Origin of the sequence: Thalassotalea euphylliae (genome assembly GCF_003390395.1) — a bacterium.
In the GTDB taxonomy this organism is placed as follows: Bacteria; Pseudomonadota; Gammaproteobacteria; order Enterobacterales; family Alteromonadaceae; genus Thalassotalea_F; species Thalassotalea_F euphylliae_C.
Map to the genome: position 1 here is coordinate 1,505,292 of NZ_QUOV01000001.1, position 15,277 is coordinate 1,520,568.

The 15,277-nt window shown below is 41.5% G+C and carries 12 protein-coding genes; 8 read left to right on the plus strand and 4 right to left on the minus strand.

Going from position 1 to position 15,277, the window contains the following annotated elements; all coding sequences use genetic code 11:
• Positions 1-283: 283 nt before the first annotated feature.
• From DXX92_RS06725 to DXX92_RS06735, 3 genes are all read left to right on the plus strand, one after another.
• Positions 284-631: a PadR family transcriptional regulator gene (locus tag DXX92_RS06725; protein ID WP_115999750.1), complete on the plus strand. Its 348-nt coding sequence runs from the start codon at positions 284-286 to the stop codon at positions 629-631.
• Positions 631-1,353: a hypothetical protein gene (locus DXX92_RS06730; protein WP_115999751.1), complete on the plus strand. Its 723-nt coding sequence runs from the start codon at positions 631-633 to the stop codon at positions 1,351-1,353. The genes DXX92_RS06725 and DXX92_RS06730 overlap by 1 nt, the downstream gene beginning before the upstream one ends.
• A 70-nt stretch (positions 1,354-1,423) precedes the next feature.
• A complete protein-coding gene (locus DXX92_RS06735; protein ID WP_115999752.1) occupies positions 1,424-2,314 on the plus strand; it encodes a CPBP family intramembrane glutamic endopeptidase in 891 nt (296 codons plus the stop codon).
• A 114-nt stretch (positions 2,315-2,428) separates the two neighbouring features.
• Here DXX92_RS06735 and speE read toward each other — a convergent pair whose 3' ends face one another.
• On the minus strand, positions 2,429-3,304 hold the full coding sequence (gene speE, locus DXX92_RS06740; protein ID WP_115999753.1) for a polyamine aminopropyltransferase: 876 nt from the start codon (positions 3,302-3,304) through the stop codon (positions 2,429-2,431).
• On the minus strand, positions 3,294-4,256 hold the full coding sequence (locus tag DXX92_RS06745; RefSeq protein WP_115999754.1) for an adenosylmethionine decarboxylase: 963 nt from the start codon (positions 4,254-4,256) through the stop codon (positions 3,294-3,296). The genes speE and DXX92_RS06745 overlap by 11 nt, the downstream gene beginning before the upstream one ends.
• 488 nt (positions 4,257-4,744) lie before the next feature.
• On the opposite strand from DXX92_RS06745, the gene speB reads away from it, so the two are divergent.
• On the plus strand, positions 4,745-5,728 hold the full coding sequence (gene speB, locus DXX92_RS06750; protein ID WP_245961420.1) for an agmatinase: 984 nt from the start codon (positions 4,745-4,747) through the stop codon (positions 5,726-5,728).
• Complete coding sequence (gene speA / locus DXX92_RS06755) at positions 5,725-7,683, plus strand: biosynthetic arginine decarboxylase (RefSeq protein ID WP_428977334.1); 1,959 nt, start codon at positions 5,725-5,727, stop codon at positions 7,681-7,683. Before speB ends, speA begins: the two co-directional genes overlap by 4 nt.
• A 301-nt stretch (positions 7,684-7,984) precedes the next feature.
• On the opposite strand, the gene DXX92_RS06760 is transcribed toward speA, so the two are convergent.
• Positions 7,985-8,434, minus strand: coding sequence for a hypothetical protein (locus tag DXX92_RS06760; RefSeq protein ID WP_115999755.1), 450 nt, complete (start codon positions 8,432-8,434; stop codon positions 7,985-7,987).
• Positions 8,435-8,831: 397 nt separating this feature from the next.
• Here DXX92_RS06760 and DXX92_RS19320 point away from each other — a divergent pair, with 397 nt between their 5' ends.
• Positions 8,832-10,142, plus strand: coding sequence for a methyl-accepting chemotaxis protein (locus DXX92_RS19320; protein WP_115999756.1), 1,311 nt, complete (start codon positions 8,832-8,834; stop codon positions 10,140-10,142).
• 220 nt (positions 10,143-10,362) lie between these two features.
• Here the strand turns inward: DXX92_RS19320 and DXX92_RS06770 are convergent, their stop codons facing one another.
• Complete coding sequence (locus tag DXX92_RS06770) at positions 10,363-11,475, minus strand: methyl-accepting chemotaxis protein (protein WP_115999757.1); 1,113 nt, start codon at positions 11,473-11,475, stop codon at positions 10,363-10,365.
• Positions 11,476-11,875: 400 nt separating this feature from the next.
• Between DXX92_RS06770 and DXX92_RS19325 the strand changes: the two genes are divergently transcribed.
• A complete protein-coding gene (locus tag DXX92_RS19325) occupies positions 11,876-13,180 on the plus strand; it encodes a methyl-accepting chemotaxis protein (RefSeq protein ID WP_115999758.1) in 1,305 nt (434 codons plus the stop codon).
• A 348-nt stretch (positions 13,181-13,528) separates the two neighbouring features.
• Positions 13,529-15,262, plus strand: a complete 1,734-nt coding sequence (locus tag DXX92_RS06780; RefSeq protein WP_116002326.1) for a mechanosensitive ion channel family protein — start codon at positions 13,529-13,531, stop codon at positions 15,260-15,262.
• Positions 15,263-15,277: the final 15 nt, after the last annotated feature.

Here is a 15,277-nt window from a genome sequence, read left to right on the forward strand (position 1 = left end):
AGCCAAGGGATAATTATCGCGGGGGCAGCTTGTTTGCTTAAAGCTGAACCAAGGTGGGAATGCTAAAACTAAATATACAAATGCACCAGACAAGACCCATTTTGCACACCTTGGTAAAAGGCTTCACCAAGTAATGCTTGTGCTGAGCCGATAGGAACTGTGCTATCAACAATGTTCACATCAAATATTTTCTAAAGTATTTACTGCTTTGTAGTAAAAATACCTTGCATTCTTTGGTTAGTTAAAACTACATTGTAGTAAATATTTGGATAGAGTGATTAGTATGGCAAATGGTGAAAAGTTTTTAGGTGAGTTTGAACAAATGGCAATGCTGGCATTGATCCATTTAGGTAGTGAGGCTTACGGGGCTGCAATTCGTCAGTTGCTGGCAGAGCAGGTTGACCGTAGCGTGGCAATAGGCGCTTTGTATTCAACATTAGATCGGCTAGAGCGTAAGGGCATGGTGGCATCACGCTTAGGTGAAGCAACGGCCCAGCGAGGGGGTCGACCAAAACGCTACTTTACAGTAACGGCGCAAGGTAACAGTGCATTACTACGTGCCCGTAAAGCAATGGATACTCTGTGGCAAGGAGTTTCTATTGGTCAAGTTGACTTACTGGGAGCGCAATAATGGGGCAAGCTTCAAATAAAAACAGCAAAGTCACACCGCCTTTTTTGGCCAGTAAACTATTGTCACTGTTACTACCTGAGCGATACTCAGACAACGTGTTAGGAGATCTGGAAGAAGAGTTTTATCAGTTGGCTGAGCAAGATATGAAGCTTGCTAATCATTGGTATTGGCGACAATCCATGTCAACAAGCATGATTTATTTGCAGAAAAAGATGCGCTCGATAGAAGTACTTGGACGATTAAACTTCTACTTGCCGCTAGCAATGGTGTTAATTGCCATTAGTTTGGTAAGCCTCTTGTCTATGCTGACAGATCCTGAATTTATATCACCTAGGTTTTGGGACGAGCTTTTACAGGGAAAAATACATACTGCCTTATTAAGTGAAAATTTTTGGCATAACTTCTGGAGCTTTATCAGGATGGCTGAGCTGGATATGCTTATTCACTCAGAGTCATTAATCATTGCATCGGCCTGTCTCTTTATCCTTAGCTATCAGGCTAAAAAACCACAGGTATCGGCTGCTAAGCTTGCCATATGGGGCTATATGCTAGCCTTTACGCCCTATCTCTGGAGCATTATTTACATAGGCCACAACAGTTTCGAGGCAAGGCAAGTTGGGCCAATTATCGCCACTGGGATCTTGAGCCTTTTCTATATGTTGCTTCCTGTCAGTTATCTGGTTCACCGCCAACTAAAACGCCAACAAGCAGAGCAGCATTGAGCAAGAGTAAATGAACTAAAAGTTGTAACTACCCAACAATAAGCAATGCCAATGCTGGGTTGGGTTCATTATGGATAATAAAAGCGATAGCAGTATGCACAATCAAGATCTTTTGCCGTTAAAAAAGGAAGTCGGTTTTTTTATTGCGCTAACATTTTTCTTTAGCGCTTTCTTTTACTATTTTATTGCCACTATTGAAGATGATGGTTGGTATGAGTTTGGCCTGATGTGGTGTCCTGGTGTTGCTGCTGTGATCACCAGTTTGCTGTTTAACAAAAATTTAAAAGGCTTTGGCTGGGGCATTGGCAGTAGTTGGCTATTATTGGCAAGCTATTTTTACCCGCTGGCTGAGCTGTTCTTAGTTTACGGCATTGTCTGGTATTTTGGCTTTGGCGGTTTTGCTGGCTTTGATGCTAACTTTATGACGAAATTAGCTTTCTTACCGATGATCTTGATGGCATTAGAAGGAACATATTATGCAGGTCGCTCTGCGTTAGGTGAGGAAATTGGCTGGCGGGGCTACCTTGTACCTAGGCTTTTGTCAGCATATAAGCCTAATACCGTATCCATTTTTGTCGGTCTTGTTTGGGCGGTTTGGCACTTTCCTATCATGATCACTGGTGATTACGGCAGTAATACACCCTTGCTTTATCAATTAATATGCTTCACCTTGGCGTTTGTTGGGGTTAGCTTTATCTATACTTGGTTCCGAATTAAATCAGGCAGTTTGTGGACAGCGGCTTTACTGCATACTTCAGGTAACTTGTTTATCTTTCACGTTTTTGAAGATCTAACGATTAACACTGGTAATACCGCATATTATACGGGAGAGACAGGGGCGGTATTTGCGCTCTGGGGGCTAGTATTAATCTTTTTATTTATGAGGTTTGGTTGGGATTGGCCTACGACTTTCTATCGTTTCTTGCGCAGCAAATGGTGTAACAACAGCCAAATAAGTTAGCTAGGTTCGGGATTTCAGGAAAATGTCAGGTTTATATGCCTAATTAAACCTGACATTTGACGTTTAGATTTATTTTATAGCTTTTGACATAGCTTTTTGCACAGTTGATAGCAACTATTTGTCGTTATCAATTAACCCCGCCAGGCCTTTTTGCACAAAGCTTGGTAAGGCAAACGCAGCGCTATGTAGTGCCGCGTTATAGTAGTCAAAGTCTAAGCTGCTATCAGCGACACGCGCCGGATTAAAATCGTTTACCGGGTGATACTTTTTCGAGGCAAAGGTAAAGCTCCATAAACCGCCAGGGTAGGTCAGGTTACTAAAGCTGTATAAGTAGCTGCTTGGAAATACCGCATTTAATACTTTTAATAGCGATTGCTGAATATCCATGGCATACCAGGAAGATTCCCCTTGCGAAACAACAATGCCATCGTCGGTTAAACAGTTAAATACGTCTTGATAGAAAGCTTCACCAAACAGTGGCTGGGCAGGGCCGATAGGATCTGTGCTATCGACAATAATCACATCGAATTTATCCCTGTCTTGATGTGAATGTTCTGCTACGAACTTTACGCCATCGCCAATAATTAAGTTAATGCGTGGATCATCTAATGCACTAGCTGTTTGTGGAATATGGGCTTTACAGGCATCAACCACCATACCGTCAATTTCTACCATAGTACATTTTTCTACCCCAGGGTGACGGATCACTTCACGAGCAGTGCCGCCATCACCACCACCGATCACTAACACGTTTTTCGGGTTAGGGTGCACAAATAAGGGGACATGAGTGATCATATCGTGGTAAGCAAATTCATCACGCTCAGTGACCATGATCAAACCATCATTTAGTAGCATTTTACCGTGGCCTTTAGTTTCTACCACATCAACGGTTTGGAACTCGCTTTTGCCAGAAAATAGCACTTTCTCGACTTTAAATTTTAGTCCTAAAAAGTCTTCAAATTTTTCTTCTACCCATAAATTAGAGTGCATGGTTTTCTCCTGAAATATCCAGTTCAATTGGCGCTGAAAATTGCTTGCTCGGTAAAATAAAGTTGGCAAAGTTGACTAGGTAGCCATTGCTTAAGGTCTTGCTCACCAGTGATTTACTCACGTATTGTGAGGGGATAGTTGTCTGAATTTGCTCGGCAAAATCAACTTCATTAAAGCTCATTAAATCAAACGATGCTGGCGCTAATACCGCTAAAATTTGTGGTGCAAGTGCTACCAAATTAAGGTTTGATTCAAACGAGATATAGCTGCTATCGGCCTGCGGCGTAACATGAATGGTTAAATACTCACGGCCTTTAATGGCATTGAGTGAATAACCGTAAGGCTCAAACACAAAATCATCTATTGCAAAGCCCGGTAATAGCTTGTCGATTTTTAAATAAGCGCGAATATCTTCAGCCGATAAATTTGGCTGGGTTAAATGCTGCGACGCCTGTTCGCTAATTTGATAAGCCAGCAACTCATAAGTTTTATCGCTTTTGTCGGCAACAAAGTCGTTATCGAGATGGAATACATAGTTATGGTGGCTGTCCATCTCACCAAAGCGATAGGCTTTACCCGGAAAGTGACTGGCGAGCAGCTTAATATCATCACCAAAACAGCTTGGCTGTGCCTGCGCAAAATATTCGTTTTTACGCTGATAAATAAGGTGCGTAATGGCATCTTTGCCTTGGTGCTTAACAAAGTAATCTACCGAGTTAATTAACTGGGTAACACCACAGGTAAGAATAAGCATACGATCATGCCAAACAAACAAGCTGGATTCCGACAATAAGAATGCCTTGCAGTGTTCGTTTTCAATGCTTGATAAAATCTGCGCATGACAGCAATTGACTAATGCTGCCCAAAATTCATTATCAATATCAGTTAGCAGGTTTAATGTGTTGGGGTTAACCAATATTTCGGCTTTTTTTTCTGAACCTTCAAAAAACACGACTTGCCCTCTAAAGCAACACGCAAAAAAATGGTGCGGTATTTTACAAATTATTTTTGGGTTTACAAGCAGAGCGTGTTTGTCTTTCGAGCTTGGATTTTGTTCACTCTAAACGCTTTCTGATCGCGGCACTCACTTTGTTGCATAGTCGTTCTATGTAAAAAGTGAGTAACAATGAGCAGGATGCGTTTAGTTGAACCCCCTCAATACAAAATAAAGGGGCAGCGTCTGTTTGAATTTTATACTGTGTTGGCACTTGTTTATGGAGAGTAACTACACTGCACAAGTGCCGCCTTGCATAAAACCCAAACAGACTGCTGCAAAAACAACCGTGAAAGACCAACACGCTCTCAGTTTTTTCGCCAATCAAACGGCGCTATTGGGCTGTTATTTTAGCTACTATTTGGCGTACTAAAAAATACTATACTTATTCGTGAGTTTTTGCATAATTGCGCAAAATTTTGTGAGTAAACATTTGGGTAAAATCAGTGACAAAATCGGTGAGTAGTTTAAAAACGATCAACACCCCGCTAGCTGCGGCACCTGTGCCGTTTGAATGGTCATCCACTGAGTTGGTGGTAAGTTCAAATACTACCCATTTAATTGGTTTTGAATTTGATGGCACGGCGTGTTTTCGAAAAGGCACTAAACATGGCCCCAATGCGCTACGAGCGGTTTCTGATGGCATAGAGTCATATTCGCCATATTTAGACGATGATCTGGAAAACTACCGCTTTAGTGACTTAGGCAACTTACCTATTGATATAAATATCACAGAAGAATCAGATCCTGAGCATATTAAAACGCAATACCTGCAAGCCAACATTACCTTTAACGAAGTATTTGCGGATATTTCATTAGCCAAAGACAAGGTGCGTGTATTAACCCTTGGCGGTGAGCATTCGATCTCTTACGCACCGATCACCCGTTATTTGCAAGAATACCCTGATCTGGTGTTACTGCACTTAGACGCTCATGCAGATTTGCGTGATGGCTATTTGGGCTATCACTATTCACATGCCTCAATTATTCGCCGTGTGACTGATCATTTCACCGAGCAAAACCAGCTGATTCAATACGGTATTCGCTCAGGTACTAGAGAAGAATACGATTGGATGCGTGATAACCAAACCATAATGCAAAGTCGTGCAGACTTTTTGGCGGCGGTAGAAGCGATAGCAGATGACAGACCGATTTATCTCACACTAGATTTAGACTATTTTGACCCCAGCTTTTTCCCTGGCACAGGTACGCCAGAGCCGGGCGGTGAAGATTTTCATTCGTTCGTTAGCTTGTGCAAAATTTTACAGCGCAAAAATTTTGTGGGCTGCGATGTGGTTGAACTTTCCCCTGAAATTGACAGTACAGGTAATAGCGATGTATTCGCTGCCAAAGTGGTACGTGAATTACTGCTTTGTTTAAACTCAGGTGCTAGTGTTCATACTAAAAATGGCGCGGAGGCTAACTTATGAGCCGAGATGATTTAGCAATGCAAGAGTTAGCAAATACCTGTGCGGCTTGGTCTATTGATGACGCCGAAAAAATCTACCGAGTAAACCGTTGGGGCAACGGCTATTTTGCTATTGGCGAGCAGGGCGATCTGCAAGTTACGCCACGTTATGACCAACCGAATTTAAAAATTAACTTACGTGAAATCGTCGATGAAATGGCCGCAGAGGGCATTGAATTTCCCGCTGTTATTCGTTTTCACGATATTTTACGCTCGCAAGTTGAACGCCTAAACCGCACGTTTCGCAGCACCATTGAAGAAGCGGATTACGAAGGTCGCTACTTAGGCGTATTTCCTGTCAAAGTGAATCAAATGCGTGAAGTCATCGAAGAAATAGTCGATGCTGGCGCGCGTTTTGACTATGGCCTTGAAGCTGGCTCGAAGCCAGAGCTTATTGCGGCGCTTGCGTACAATACCAATAAAAACTCGCTGACGATCCTTAACGGTTACAAAGACGAAGAGTACCTGCGCCTTGCCTTACTAGGCCTCAAAATTAATCGCAATATGGTGATTGTGGTTGAGAAGTTCAGTGAGCTGACCATGTTAATCAAGCTTTCCCAACAGCTTGGCGTTAAACCTATTATTGGCCTGCGGGTAAAAATGATGGTCAAAGGTCGTGGTAAGTGGGAAAGCTCAAGTGGTGAGCGCGCTAAGTTTGGCCTGAGTATTGCCGAAATTTTAAATGCCGTGACCTTGCTTGAACAAGAGGGCATGGCCGATACCATCAAGTTACTGCATTTTCATATTGGCAGCCAGCTAACCGATATTCGTGCAATTAAAGAGGCGGTACAAGAAGCGTCTTTGGTTTATTCGCGGCTTGTTAAACAAGGTGTGCCACTGGAATATGTGGATGTCGGTGGCGGTCTAGCCATTGATTATGATGGCTCGCAATCCACCAATGATTCCTCCTGCAACTATGGTTTAGAAGAATATATTGCCGATATTGTTTATGGTTTTAAACAAAGCTGTGATTTAGCTGGTGTTGCTCACCCACATTTAGTCAGTGAAAGTGGCCGCGCGATGACAGCGCATCACTCGTGTGTGGTGACCAAAGTGATTGGTGAGATTCATCCGCGCGGCGCCGAGTACAGCACACGTAAAGAAACGGGCGAACATATTATCGTTACCAATTTACGTGATATCGAAAAAGGCCTAACGCAAGATAACTACCAAGAAGCGTTTAATGATATTGCGCAACTGAAAGAGCAGGCGATGCAAGCGTTTAAGCTCGATGTACTATCGCTTGAAGAAATGGCGAAAGTGGAAGTGATATACTGGCGCACATTGGAAACCATCGATGTGCTGGCGCAGCAACAAGAATTTGTGCCAGAAGAGCTAAAAGAAATTCCAGAAATGCTCTCGTCGCAGTACTTGGCTAACTTCTCGGTTTTCCAATCAGCTGCGGACTCTTGGGCAATTGATCAAGTATTGCCGATTGTGCCAATCTCTCGCCATCATGAGCAACCCACTAAGCTTTGCAGTCTAGTGGATATTACCTGCGACAGTGACGGAAAAATTGATAAGTTTATTGGTGATGAGGCGACTGGCAACCCAATTGCCAGCAATGTACCGCTGCACTCGCTTAACAAAGACGAAGATTACTTTATTGGCATTTTCTTAACGGGTGCGTATCAAGATGTGATGGGTGATATGCATAACTTGTTTGGCCGGTTAAACGAAGTGCATATTGTGAGTTACGATGACGATCCAAAAGACTTCTACATTGAAGAAGTGGTTAAAGGCACGTCAGTAAAAGGGGTGCTATCAACCATGCAGTACACGCCAGAAATTATGGCGCAAACAATTAAAAAAGAAATCGACAAGCAAATCCAACGTGGTCAAATTAAGCCTCGCGAAGGGGTTAACTGGATCGATTTCTATGAAGATTGTTTAGACGGTTACACCTACCTGAAATAACGTTTCGAGTAGTATTCATACTTTTATCATGTCTTCTTTTACGCCTTGTTCACTAGTTAAATTTATTCGGCAATTAAAGAAGACATGAAAAACAATTGTCGAAGCAAAAGCAAAAGCAAAAACAAAAGCAAAAACCAACCAACTGGTTAAATAAAAATCTGCTGGCCGAGCATCAAATTATATAATGTACAAAAATTGTTGTCGATTTGTTCGGTGAGGAGTACATAAATTAGATAGGCGACACATGGGAAGTTTATGCGCTTAGCAAGTATCGCCAAAATTGATAACCTATCGCAATTCGCTACTTCATAATAATTTCACGCATTCGATATTCGCCCGTAAGTGTGCGTACTTCAGGGTATTTTGCGGAAATTTGTTGAGATTTTTTCTGATTGGCTTCGCCCCATTTCTTCATAAACGCATCATAGCGTTTTTTGTTGGGTTCCATGTCATTGGCTTGTTCAAACACCACCATTAATACCATGTTGAAATGACCACTTTGTGGCAAGTCGCTGGCGTATATTCGCCAATCTTTAATATAGCCAAGCTCTTTTTGAATTTTTACTGCCTTTACCCAACTCTGACTGAGCCCAGCTAGGTAAATATCTTCCATGTTTGGGTCAATTTTAACCGTTGTAATTGAAAATATATCAGTACCTAGGTCGTAGTCTGTAAATACTTCTAATCTATCTTTGCTTACGGCAGAACAACTAAGCAAAATACTGGCGATAAAAACCATTACTTTTTTCATTGTTAGTCTCCGATTGTTTGAATTTTTGTTTGTTTTAATCTCCTTTACGATACAGCTTCGCCCATTTCGCTATCGCGAAAATAGGTTGGAGCAAGTATAGAAGACAAAAATATTATTGCCCGATTGGTCAATATTTGAGGTTCTAATGGCTGGCAAGCAAATGATACGGTCAGCGTTTTTATCTCGAAATTGCAGGAAAAGGTATCGATTTGGCGGTTAATTGCTTGTTACTTGCTTAGTCGTAAACCCATTTTTTGAACTTATTGGTACAGAAAATGTTCAAAATGTAATTAAATTGTAACAAAAGGTAGCAATCTTTAATTTATATCAAGAATTTTGGTGAAATTGTCTGTATCTTCTCATGCTCGCCCCGTGAGTATTATCATCAAGGATCTGTATGAACTTTTTTCCTAGAACTACAAAAAAAATTGAACATGCTGTGACTGCTCAGCAACAAGCCGATATCAAGGCACGACATATATTAGAGAGCATCAAGAGTTCAACTGCATTTATTGAGTTCACACCACAAGGCACCATAGTGGATGCAAACAGTAATTTTTTAAATGCGATGGGCTACCGCTTAACTGATATAGTCGGAAAGCATCACAAAATTTTTTGCGAGCCAGCGTATAGTAATTCAAGTGAGTACAGAAACTTTTGGGAAAGACTAGCACAAGGGCATGCTTTTACTGATAAATTCCAACGCTTTACGAAAGACAACCAAGCAATTTGGCTAGAAGCTAGCTATAACCCAGTGAAAGACGAGCATGGCCAGATCATTTCGATTGTTAAAATTGCAACCGATATTACCGACTATGTGCTGGCCGCAGACATTCAAAATGGCGTGGTTTCAGCGTTAAATAGATCGAGTGCGGTAATTTCTTTTGCACTCGATGGCACCATTCTTGACGCGAATGAAAACTTCCTTCAAACCGTTCAATACTCGCTTCAAGACATCAAAGGAAAGCATCACAAAATATTTTGCTCGAAAGAGCTTGTTGCTAGCCCAGAGTACGCACAATTATGGCGACAATTAAACAGTGGGCAGTTTGTGCAAGGTATGTTTGAACGTCGCAATGCCGCTGGTGATGTTGTTTGGCTGGAAGCAAGCTACAACCCAATTTTTGATAACCAAGGCAAACTAATCAGAATAGTAAAATTTGCATCAAATATTACTGATCGCATAGCAAGCGTGAAAAATGCCTCAGAAGCCGTGCAGTCAACAGTTGCAGAAACTGAGCAAGTGTCAGAGTTAGCAAAAGGCGTACTCGATGATTCTGTGGCAACAATGGATGAAATAACTGCCAATGTTGAAAATCTTGCCACTAATATTTCAGGGTTATCGAATCAATCGGATCAAATCAGCGATATTGTTAACACTATTTCATCAATTGCCGATCAAACTAACTTGTTGGCCTTAAATGCTGCGATTGAGGCGGCAAGAGCGGGTGATTTAGGGCGCGGTTTTGCGGTGGTGGCCGATGAAGTAAGGAGCCTAGCGGCAAGAACAAGTGCATCGACCGCAGAGATTGCCGAAGTGGTTAAGAATAACCAAACAATGACGACTTCGCTTTCACAAGATATTAAGTTAACGCAAGAAAAATCAGAAGCTGGCAGTGCTCTAATCACCCAAGTAGATGGCGTGTTTAGAGAAATCAATGCCGGTATGTCAGGTATAGTGACTGCAGTAGAAAATCTTTCCAACTAGTCTGGTTAAGTTACGGCAAAATATCGAGCGACAAAATAAGACTTTTAAAAGCGACGATTTATAAAAACGAGAGATCTACTATGCTCTCTCGTTTCATAGAATTTTTCGCTTCATTGAATCTTTCGTTGCTCAGATTTTTTCGCTGCAATAAAAAATTCCGAAAATCGCTAAATGGAGGTTATTGCTAATCTCCATTTAGCTTAAAATTGCTCGCTGCTAGTTACGAGGCGGCCCTTACATCATCAATTAGCTCAAGTACTTGCTGACCAATTTGGATATTGTTGGCAGAGCCTTGCACTGCTTTTTCCGCATCAGCTTTCATCATATCAATTTGCTCTGCAACTTCACTAAAGCGATCGCAGGCGTGTTCGTTTTGACTGATAATATCGGTTAAGTGCGTGTTGATAATTTCAATGGCAGAGAGAGCGTGCTCCATTTGGCCAGATAAATTGCTCTGACCGCTGGTTGATAAATTCATCGATTGCGATAGTGAGTTGGCCAAGGTTTCAAATTTCTGTTCAATTTCTTGTTGTTTCACTCTAAGTGCCTGACAAACTTGATCAATATCGCTAGCACTGTCTTTCGATGCATTCGCTAAGGTTTTTACTTCTTCTGCTACGACTGCAAAACCTCGCCCTAATTCACCAGCGCGCGCTGCTTCAATTGATGCATTCAAAGCAAGTAAGTTGGTTTTTTCTGATAGTGAACTAATGGTGTCGGCCATCTCAACTACTTGATTGAAGTCTTTTAAAAACTCTGCAGTCTCGGCTTTTAACGAAATGGTGCTATCGGCATTCACTTTAATTTCGTTTACCAGCTGTTCTATATGTTCAGTAATAGCAGTAAACATTTGTTTTAGCTCAGCAACATGAGTACGAGAATCAGTTAATTCGGTGCAGCTATTACGGCTTTGATTTACTGAATCTGCCATAATGCCTACCAAGCTCTCAATAAATGGCACTCGTTTTTTCGAGGCCGCGTTCACGTTCGTGGCATTAGTTACTAAGGCTTGAGTAAGGGAATGCATGCTATTACCTGTTTGCTGCAAGCTTTGGTTATGTGCTTGCTTGTTCACTAGCATATTGCGCATGTCGGTTTCACGTTTACGACAAGACACTTCGCTTAAGTAACTGCTGTAAGACGACACGCAAAAGGGCACTAAATAGGTGAGTAGCATAGGAATAACTGCAATATTGGCGTCGCCAAATATGCCATTCCATTGGTTTATCATAGTTAAAATTGATCCTATGATAATGCTAAATTTACATGCTCGTATCGCAATAGCGGAAAATGGAATCGCTGGCTGTTGCTCAGAAGAAGTTATGTTGTCCATTAATATAAGCTCTTTTCGTCATGGTAGCGCCTGCTATTGAAACTATAGCCGACCAAATAAATTCATTCGAAAGTAATTTGAAATGCAAAAACTATGGCCATAACTCAAGGTCTCGCTTCTAGTTTTGCCTGTAAGTAAGCGCTGTTATCAACGCGCGCGCACTATACTATAACGACTCAATTTTATCTGCTGAAACATTGGATTATATTGATAGAGCACATTGATAGGGCACAAGCAAAATGCTGTATAGATCTCCTCAATGGTTTGACCACTGCTAAATACTCTGCTTTGTCATAAATCTGTAACAGACTCGGTAGAGAATCCCGCGGTCAATTTTTCAACCAGTAATGCTATTTACTGCAATACTTCTTATACCGCTTATTCGTTCTAGGGGAATTATATGAATCTATTTTCTAAGTTTAAAAAAGTTGAACAAGAGATAGCTCCTCAGAATCAGGAAGATTTAAAAGCAAGAAATGTACTCGATAGCATTAAAGGCTCAACAGCGTTTATAGAATTCAAGACTGATGGCACCATCATTGATGTTAACGATAACTTTCTAAATGTTGTTGGATATACCCGCAATGAAGTGCTTGGCAAACACCACCGCATATTCTGCGATAGGGCTTACAGTCAATCGAGTGACTATCAAAACTTTTGGCAAAAGTTATCACAAGGCCAGTCATTTACCGATAAATTCAAACGATTCACTAAGAACAATCAAGAAGTATGGCTAGAGGCCAGTTATATTCCTGTAAAAGACGAGCAAGGTCAGGTTGATTCAATCGTTAAAATTGCGTCTGATATCACAGAGTTCGTTGAACGAGCGGACACGCAAAATGGCGTGCTTTCAGCGCTGGATCGCTCCACCGCGACAATATCCTTTGCACTTGATGGCACCATTCTCGAAGCGAATGACAACTTTTTGCAAGCCATGCAGTACAGCTTGGATGAAATAAAAGGTAAGCATCATAAGATTTTTTGCTCAAAAGAACTTACTTCAAGCCCTGAGTATGCTGAGTTTTGGCGAAAGCTCAACAGTGGTCAGTTTGTTCAAGGCATGTTTGAGCGTCGCACAGCCAATGGCGATGTGGTTTGGTTGGAGGCGAGTTACAACCCTATTTTTGACAATACGGGTAAGCTAGTTCGAATTGTTAAATTTGCGTCTGATATTACCGCGCGAGTTGCTAACCTGAAAAATGCGTCAGAAGCGGTGCAATCAACTGTTGTGGAAACTGAACAAGTCTCTGAAGTGGCAAAAGAAGTGTTAAATGATTCGGTGAACATCATGGATGAAATTACCGGAAACGTTGAAAATTTAGCAGCTAATATTACAGGATTGGCGAATCAGTCAGACAAAATTAGCGATATCGTCAATACGATTTCATCCATTGCCGATCAAACCAACTTACTTGCGCTAAACGCTGCCATTGAAGCGGCGCGAGCTGGTGAAATGGGGCGAGGTTTTGCGGTAGTTGCTGATGAAGTAAGAAGTTTAGCGGCGAGAACCAGCGCTTCTACAGCGGAAATTTCTGAGGTTGTAAAAAACAACCAAACAATGACAACATCACTTAATGAAGATATTCAATTAACACAAGAAAAGTCAGAAGCTGGCGCAGCGCTAATTGCGCAAGTTGACGGTGTATTTAAAGAAATTAATGCTGGTATGCAAGGGATCGTTAGCTCGGTTGATAACCTATCTTAATGATTTATCAACTAAGCCCTTGTCTTTAACATTACCACACAGTGCCAAAGCTTGACGCTGTACTTATGCTGTAGTTAGGCACTTCACATTTTCAATGCTTAGTTAAGTGCTACTCACTTAGACCTTTATTGCGAAGATTATTCTTGGTTTTCAGCGATTAAAATTGCGCGCTTAGCTAAATTACCCAGATCATGTCCTAGACTACTAATAATAAAGATTTTAATCAGTTACCTATTCAATGGGCTGACAAGAGAAATAGTAATTAGGGCAGGGCTTATGCAGGTTAACGTAATTGTCACTAGGTTAATGCGCAACGTTAGGACGTGCGCGCTCGCTTTTAGCATGCTTATGCTAACCACTCATGCACTTGCAATCCCCCTTGAACAAACAAATGCACAATCAAACAAACAAGTAAACAACCTGGCTAGCGAGCAGGTAACAGAGCAAGAAAATGAGCTTCCCGCTGATTCTTCTCAGCAGTCAAAAATACCAGTACAGTCGACCAAGTTAGCGCTTGAAATTGAAGCGCTGAAAGCCGAATTGATCGCCTTAACAGAAAGCTTAGGTCAAGCAAAAGGAGATGACTTTAGTGCTATTCAATTGCAGTTGTTTCATAAGAATCTTGAATTAAGGCGCGATATTGACGAAGCGATAAAAAGTGAAACTATTCCCATAGATGCACTTCAAGAGCTTGTTAGAAGCCAAGTCCAATACGTTGAAAGTGCGATTAATTTTCTGAATACCAAAATACAAGATGTTTCTGAAAATCTAAGCAACGCTCCTGCTGAGCAAAGATTACTGGTGCTGAACAGCTTTGGTGAGCTGCAAGCACTGATTGACCTTATTTATCAGTGGAGCGCGGAAAACATTACTTGGTTAAATGCGTTAAAAGTGGTAACCGTAAATGCGCAAGGAAACTTCAATGTAAAACTGCAAGGTAGAATAAGAATGCTCGCGGCATCAATTAATTACTATCATCGCCAACGCCAAGTGCTGCAACAGCAAATTTCAGCGAGCCCACTATCGGAAAAAGCAAACCTCGAAGTGTCATTGCTGGCGGTATCGCAGCGATTAACCATTGCACTTAAAAGCCTTAAAGCGATGATCAAATTGGCGAAAAATGCCGGTATTGAAACCTCGCAGTATCAGCAGCTAATGTTTGAATCCACGGGGGAGCTAACCTATGAAATTCTCGATTTCAAAGTGCTAGGCGGTATTTTCGCAAACCTGGGAGAAAAATTTGTTAATTGGCTGATGAACAATGGTGTGCAATATCTGTTTAAGCTACTTATATTCGTTTTTATTGTATTTATTGCCAGTAAACTCGCCAAACTAACCGCAGTTGCAGTTCATCGAGCGACTAGTGCAAAGCAAGTCAACATGTCGCGATTAATGAAAGACTTTTTCGTCAATATGTCAGGTAAGGTGGTATTAATAATCGGCATTATGATTGGCCTGTCACAAATTGGTATTGATATTACCCCTGTGTTAGCAGGTTTTGGTATCGCCAGTATTATTATTGGTTTTGCGCTGCAAGACACCTTGTCAAACTTGGCCTCTGGCATGATGCTGTTAATCTACAAACCTTTTGACGAAGGCGACTTTGTTTATGCGGGCGGCGTTAATGGCAAGGTTAGCCATATGAGTTTGGTGAATACCACAATACGCACTTTCGACAATCAAATCATTATTATTCCAAACAGTAAAATTTGGGGTGATGTGATCAAGAATGTGACACAAGAGCGCATTCGCCGCGTTGATATGGTATTTGGTATTGGCTACAAAGACGATTTATTAAAGGCTGAACAAGTATTAACGGAAATTGTGGCCAGCCACCCGAACGTGCTTAAATCGCCGGAAACTATCATTAAGGTGAATACCTTAAACACTTCGTCTGTCGATTTTATTGTAAGGCCGTGGGTGAAAACCGACTTTTACTGGGATGTTTATTGGGATATCACCAAAGAGGTTAAACTGCGATTTGACCGTGAGGGCATTAGCATTCCATTCCCGCAGCAAGATGTGCACCTGCATATGGCCGAACCCGAAAGTTCAACCATAGCGCAAGTACCTAAAACTTAAATGTTTTCCGGTGTT

Bases quoted from the DNA above. Each gene is read 5' to 3' on its own strand.
- DXX92_RS06725 (WP_115999750.1), top strand. From the start codon at position 284: ATGGCAAATGGTGAAAAGTTTTTAGGTGAGTTTGAACAAATGGCAATG.
- DXX92_RS06730 (WP_115999751.1), top strand. From the start codon at position 631: ATGGGGCAAGCTTCAAATAAAAACAGCAAAGTCACACCGCCTTTTTTG.
- DXX92_RS06735 (WP_115999752.1), top strand. From the start codon at position 1,424: ATGGATAATAAAAGCGATAGCAGTATGCACAATCAAGATCTTTTGCCG.
- speE (WP_115999753.1), bottom strand. From the start codon at position 3,304: ATGCACTCTAATTTATGGGTAGAAGAAAAATTTGAAGACTTTTTAGGA.
- speA (WP_428977334.1), top strand. From the start codon at position 5,725: ATGAGCCGAGATGATTTAGCAATGCAAGAGTTAGCAAATACCTGTGCG.
- DXX92_RS06760 (WP_115999755.1), bottom strand. From the start codon at position 8,434: ATGAAAAAAGTAATGGTTTTTATCGCCAGTATTTTGCTTAGTTGTTCT.
- DXX92_RS19320 (WP_115999756.1), top strand. From the start codon at position 8,832: ATGAACTTTTTTCCTAGAACTACAAAAAAAATTGAACATGCTGTGACT.
- DXX92_RS06770 (WP_115999757.1), bottom strand. From the start codon at position 11,475: ATGGACAACATAACTTCTTCTGAGCAACAGCCAGCGATTCCATTTTCC.
- DXX92_RS19325 (WP_115999758.1), top strand. From the start codon at position 11,876: ATGAATCTATTTTCTAAGTTTAAAAAAGTTGAACAAGAGATAGCTCCT.
- DXX92_RS06780 (WP_116002326.1), top strand. From the start codon at position 13,529: ATGCTAACCACTCATGCACTTGCAATCCCCCTTGAACAAACAAATGCA.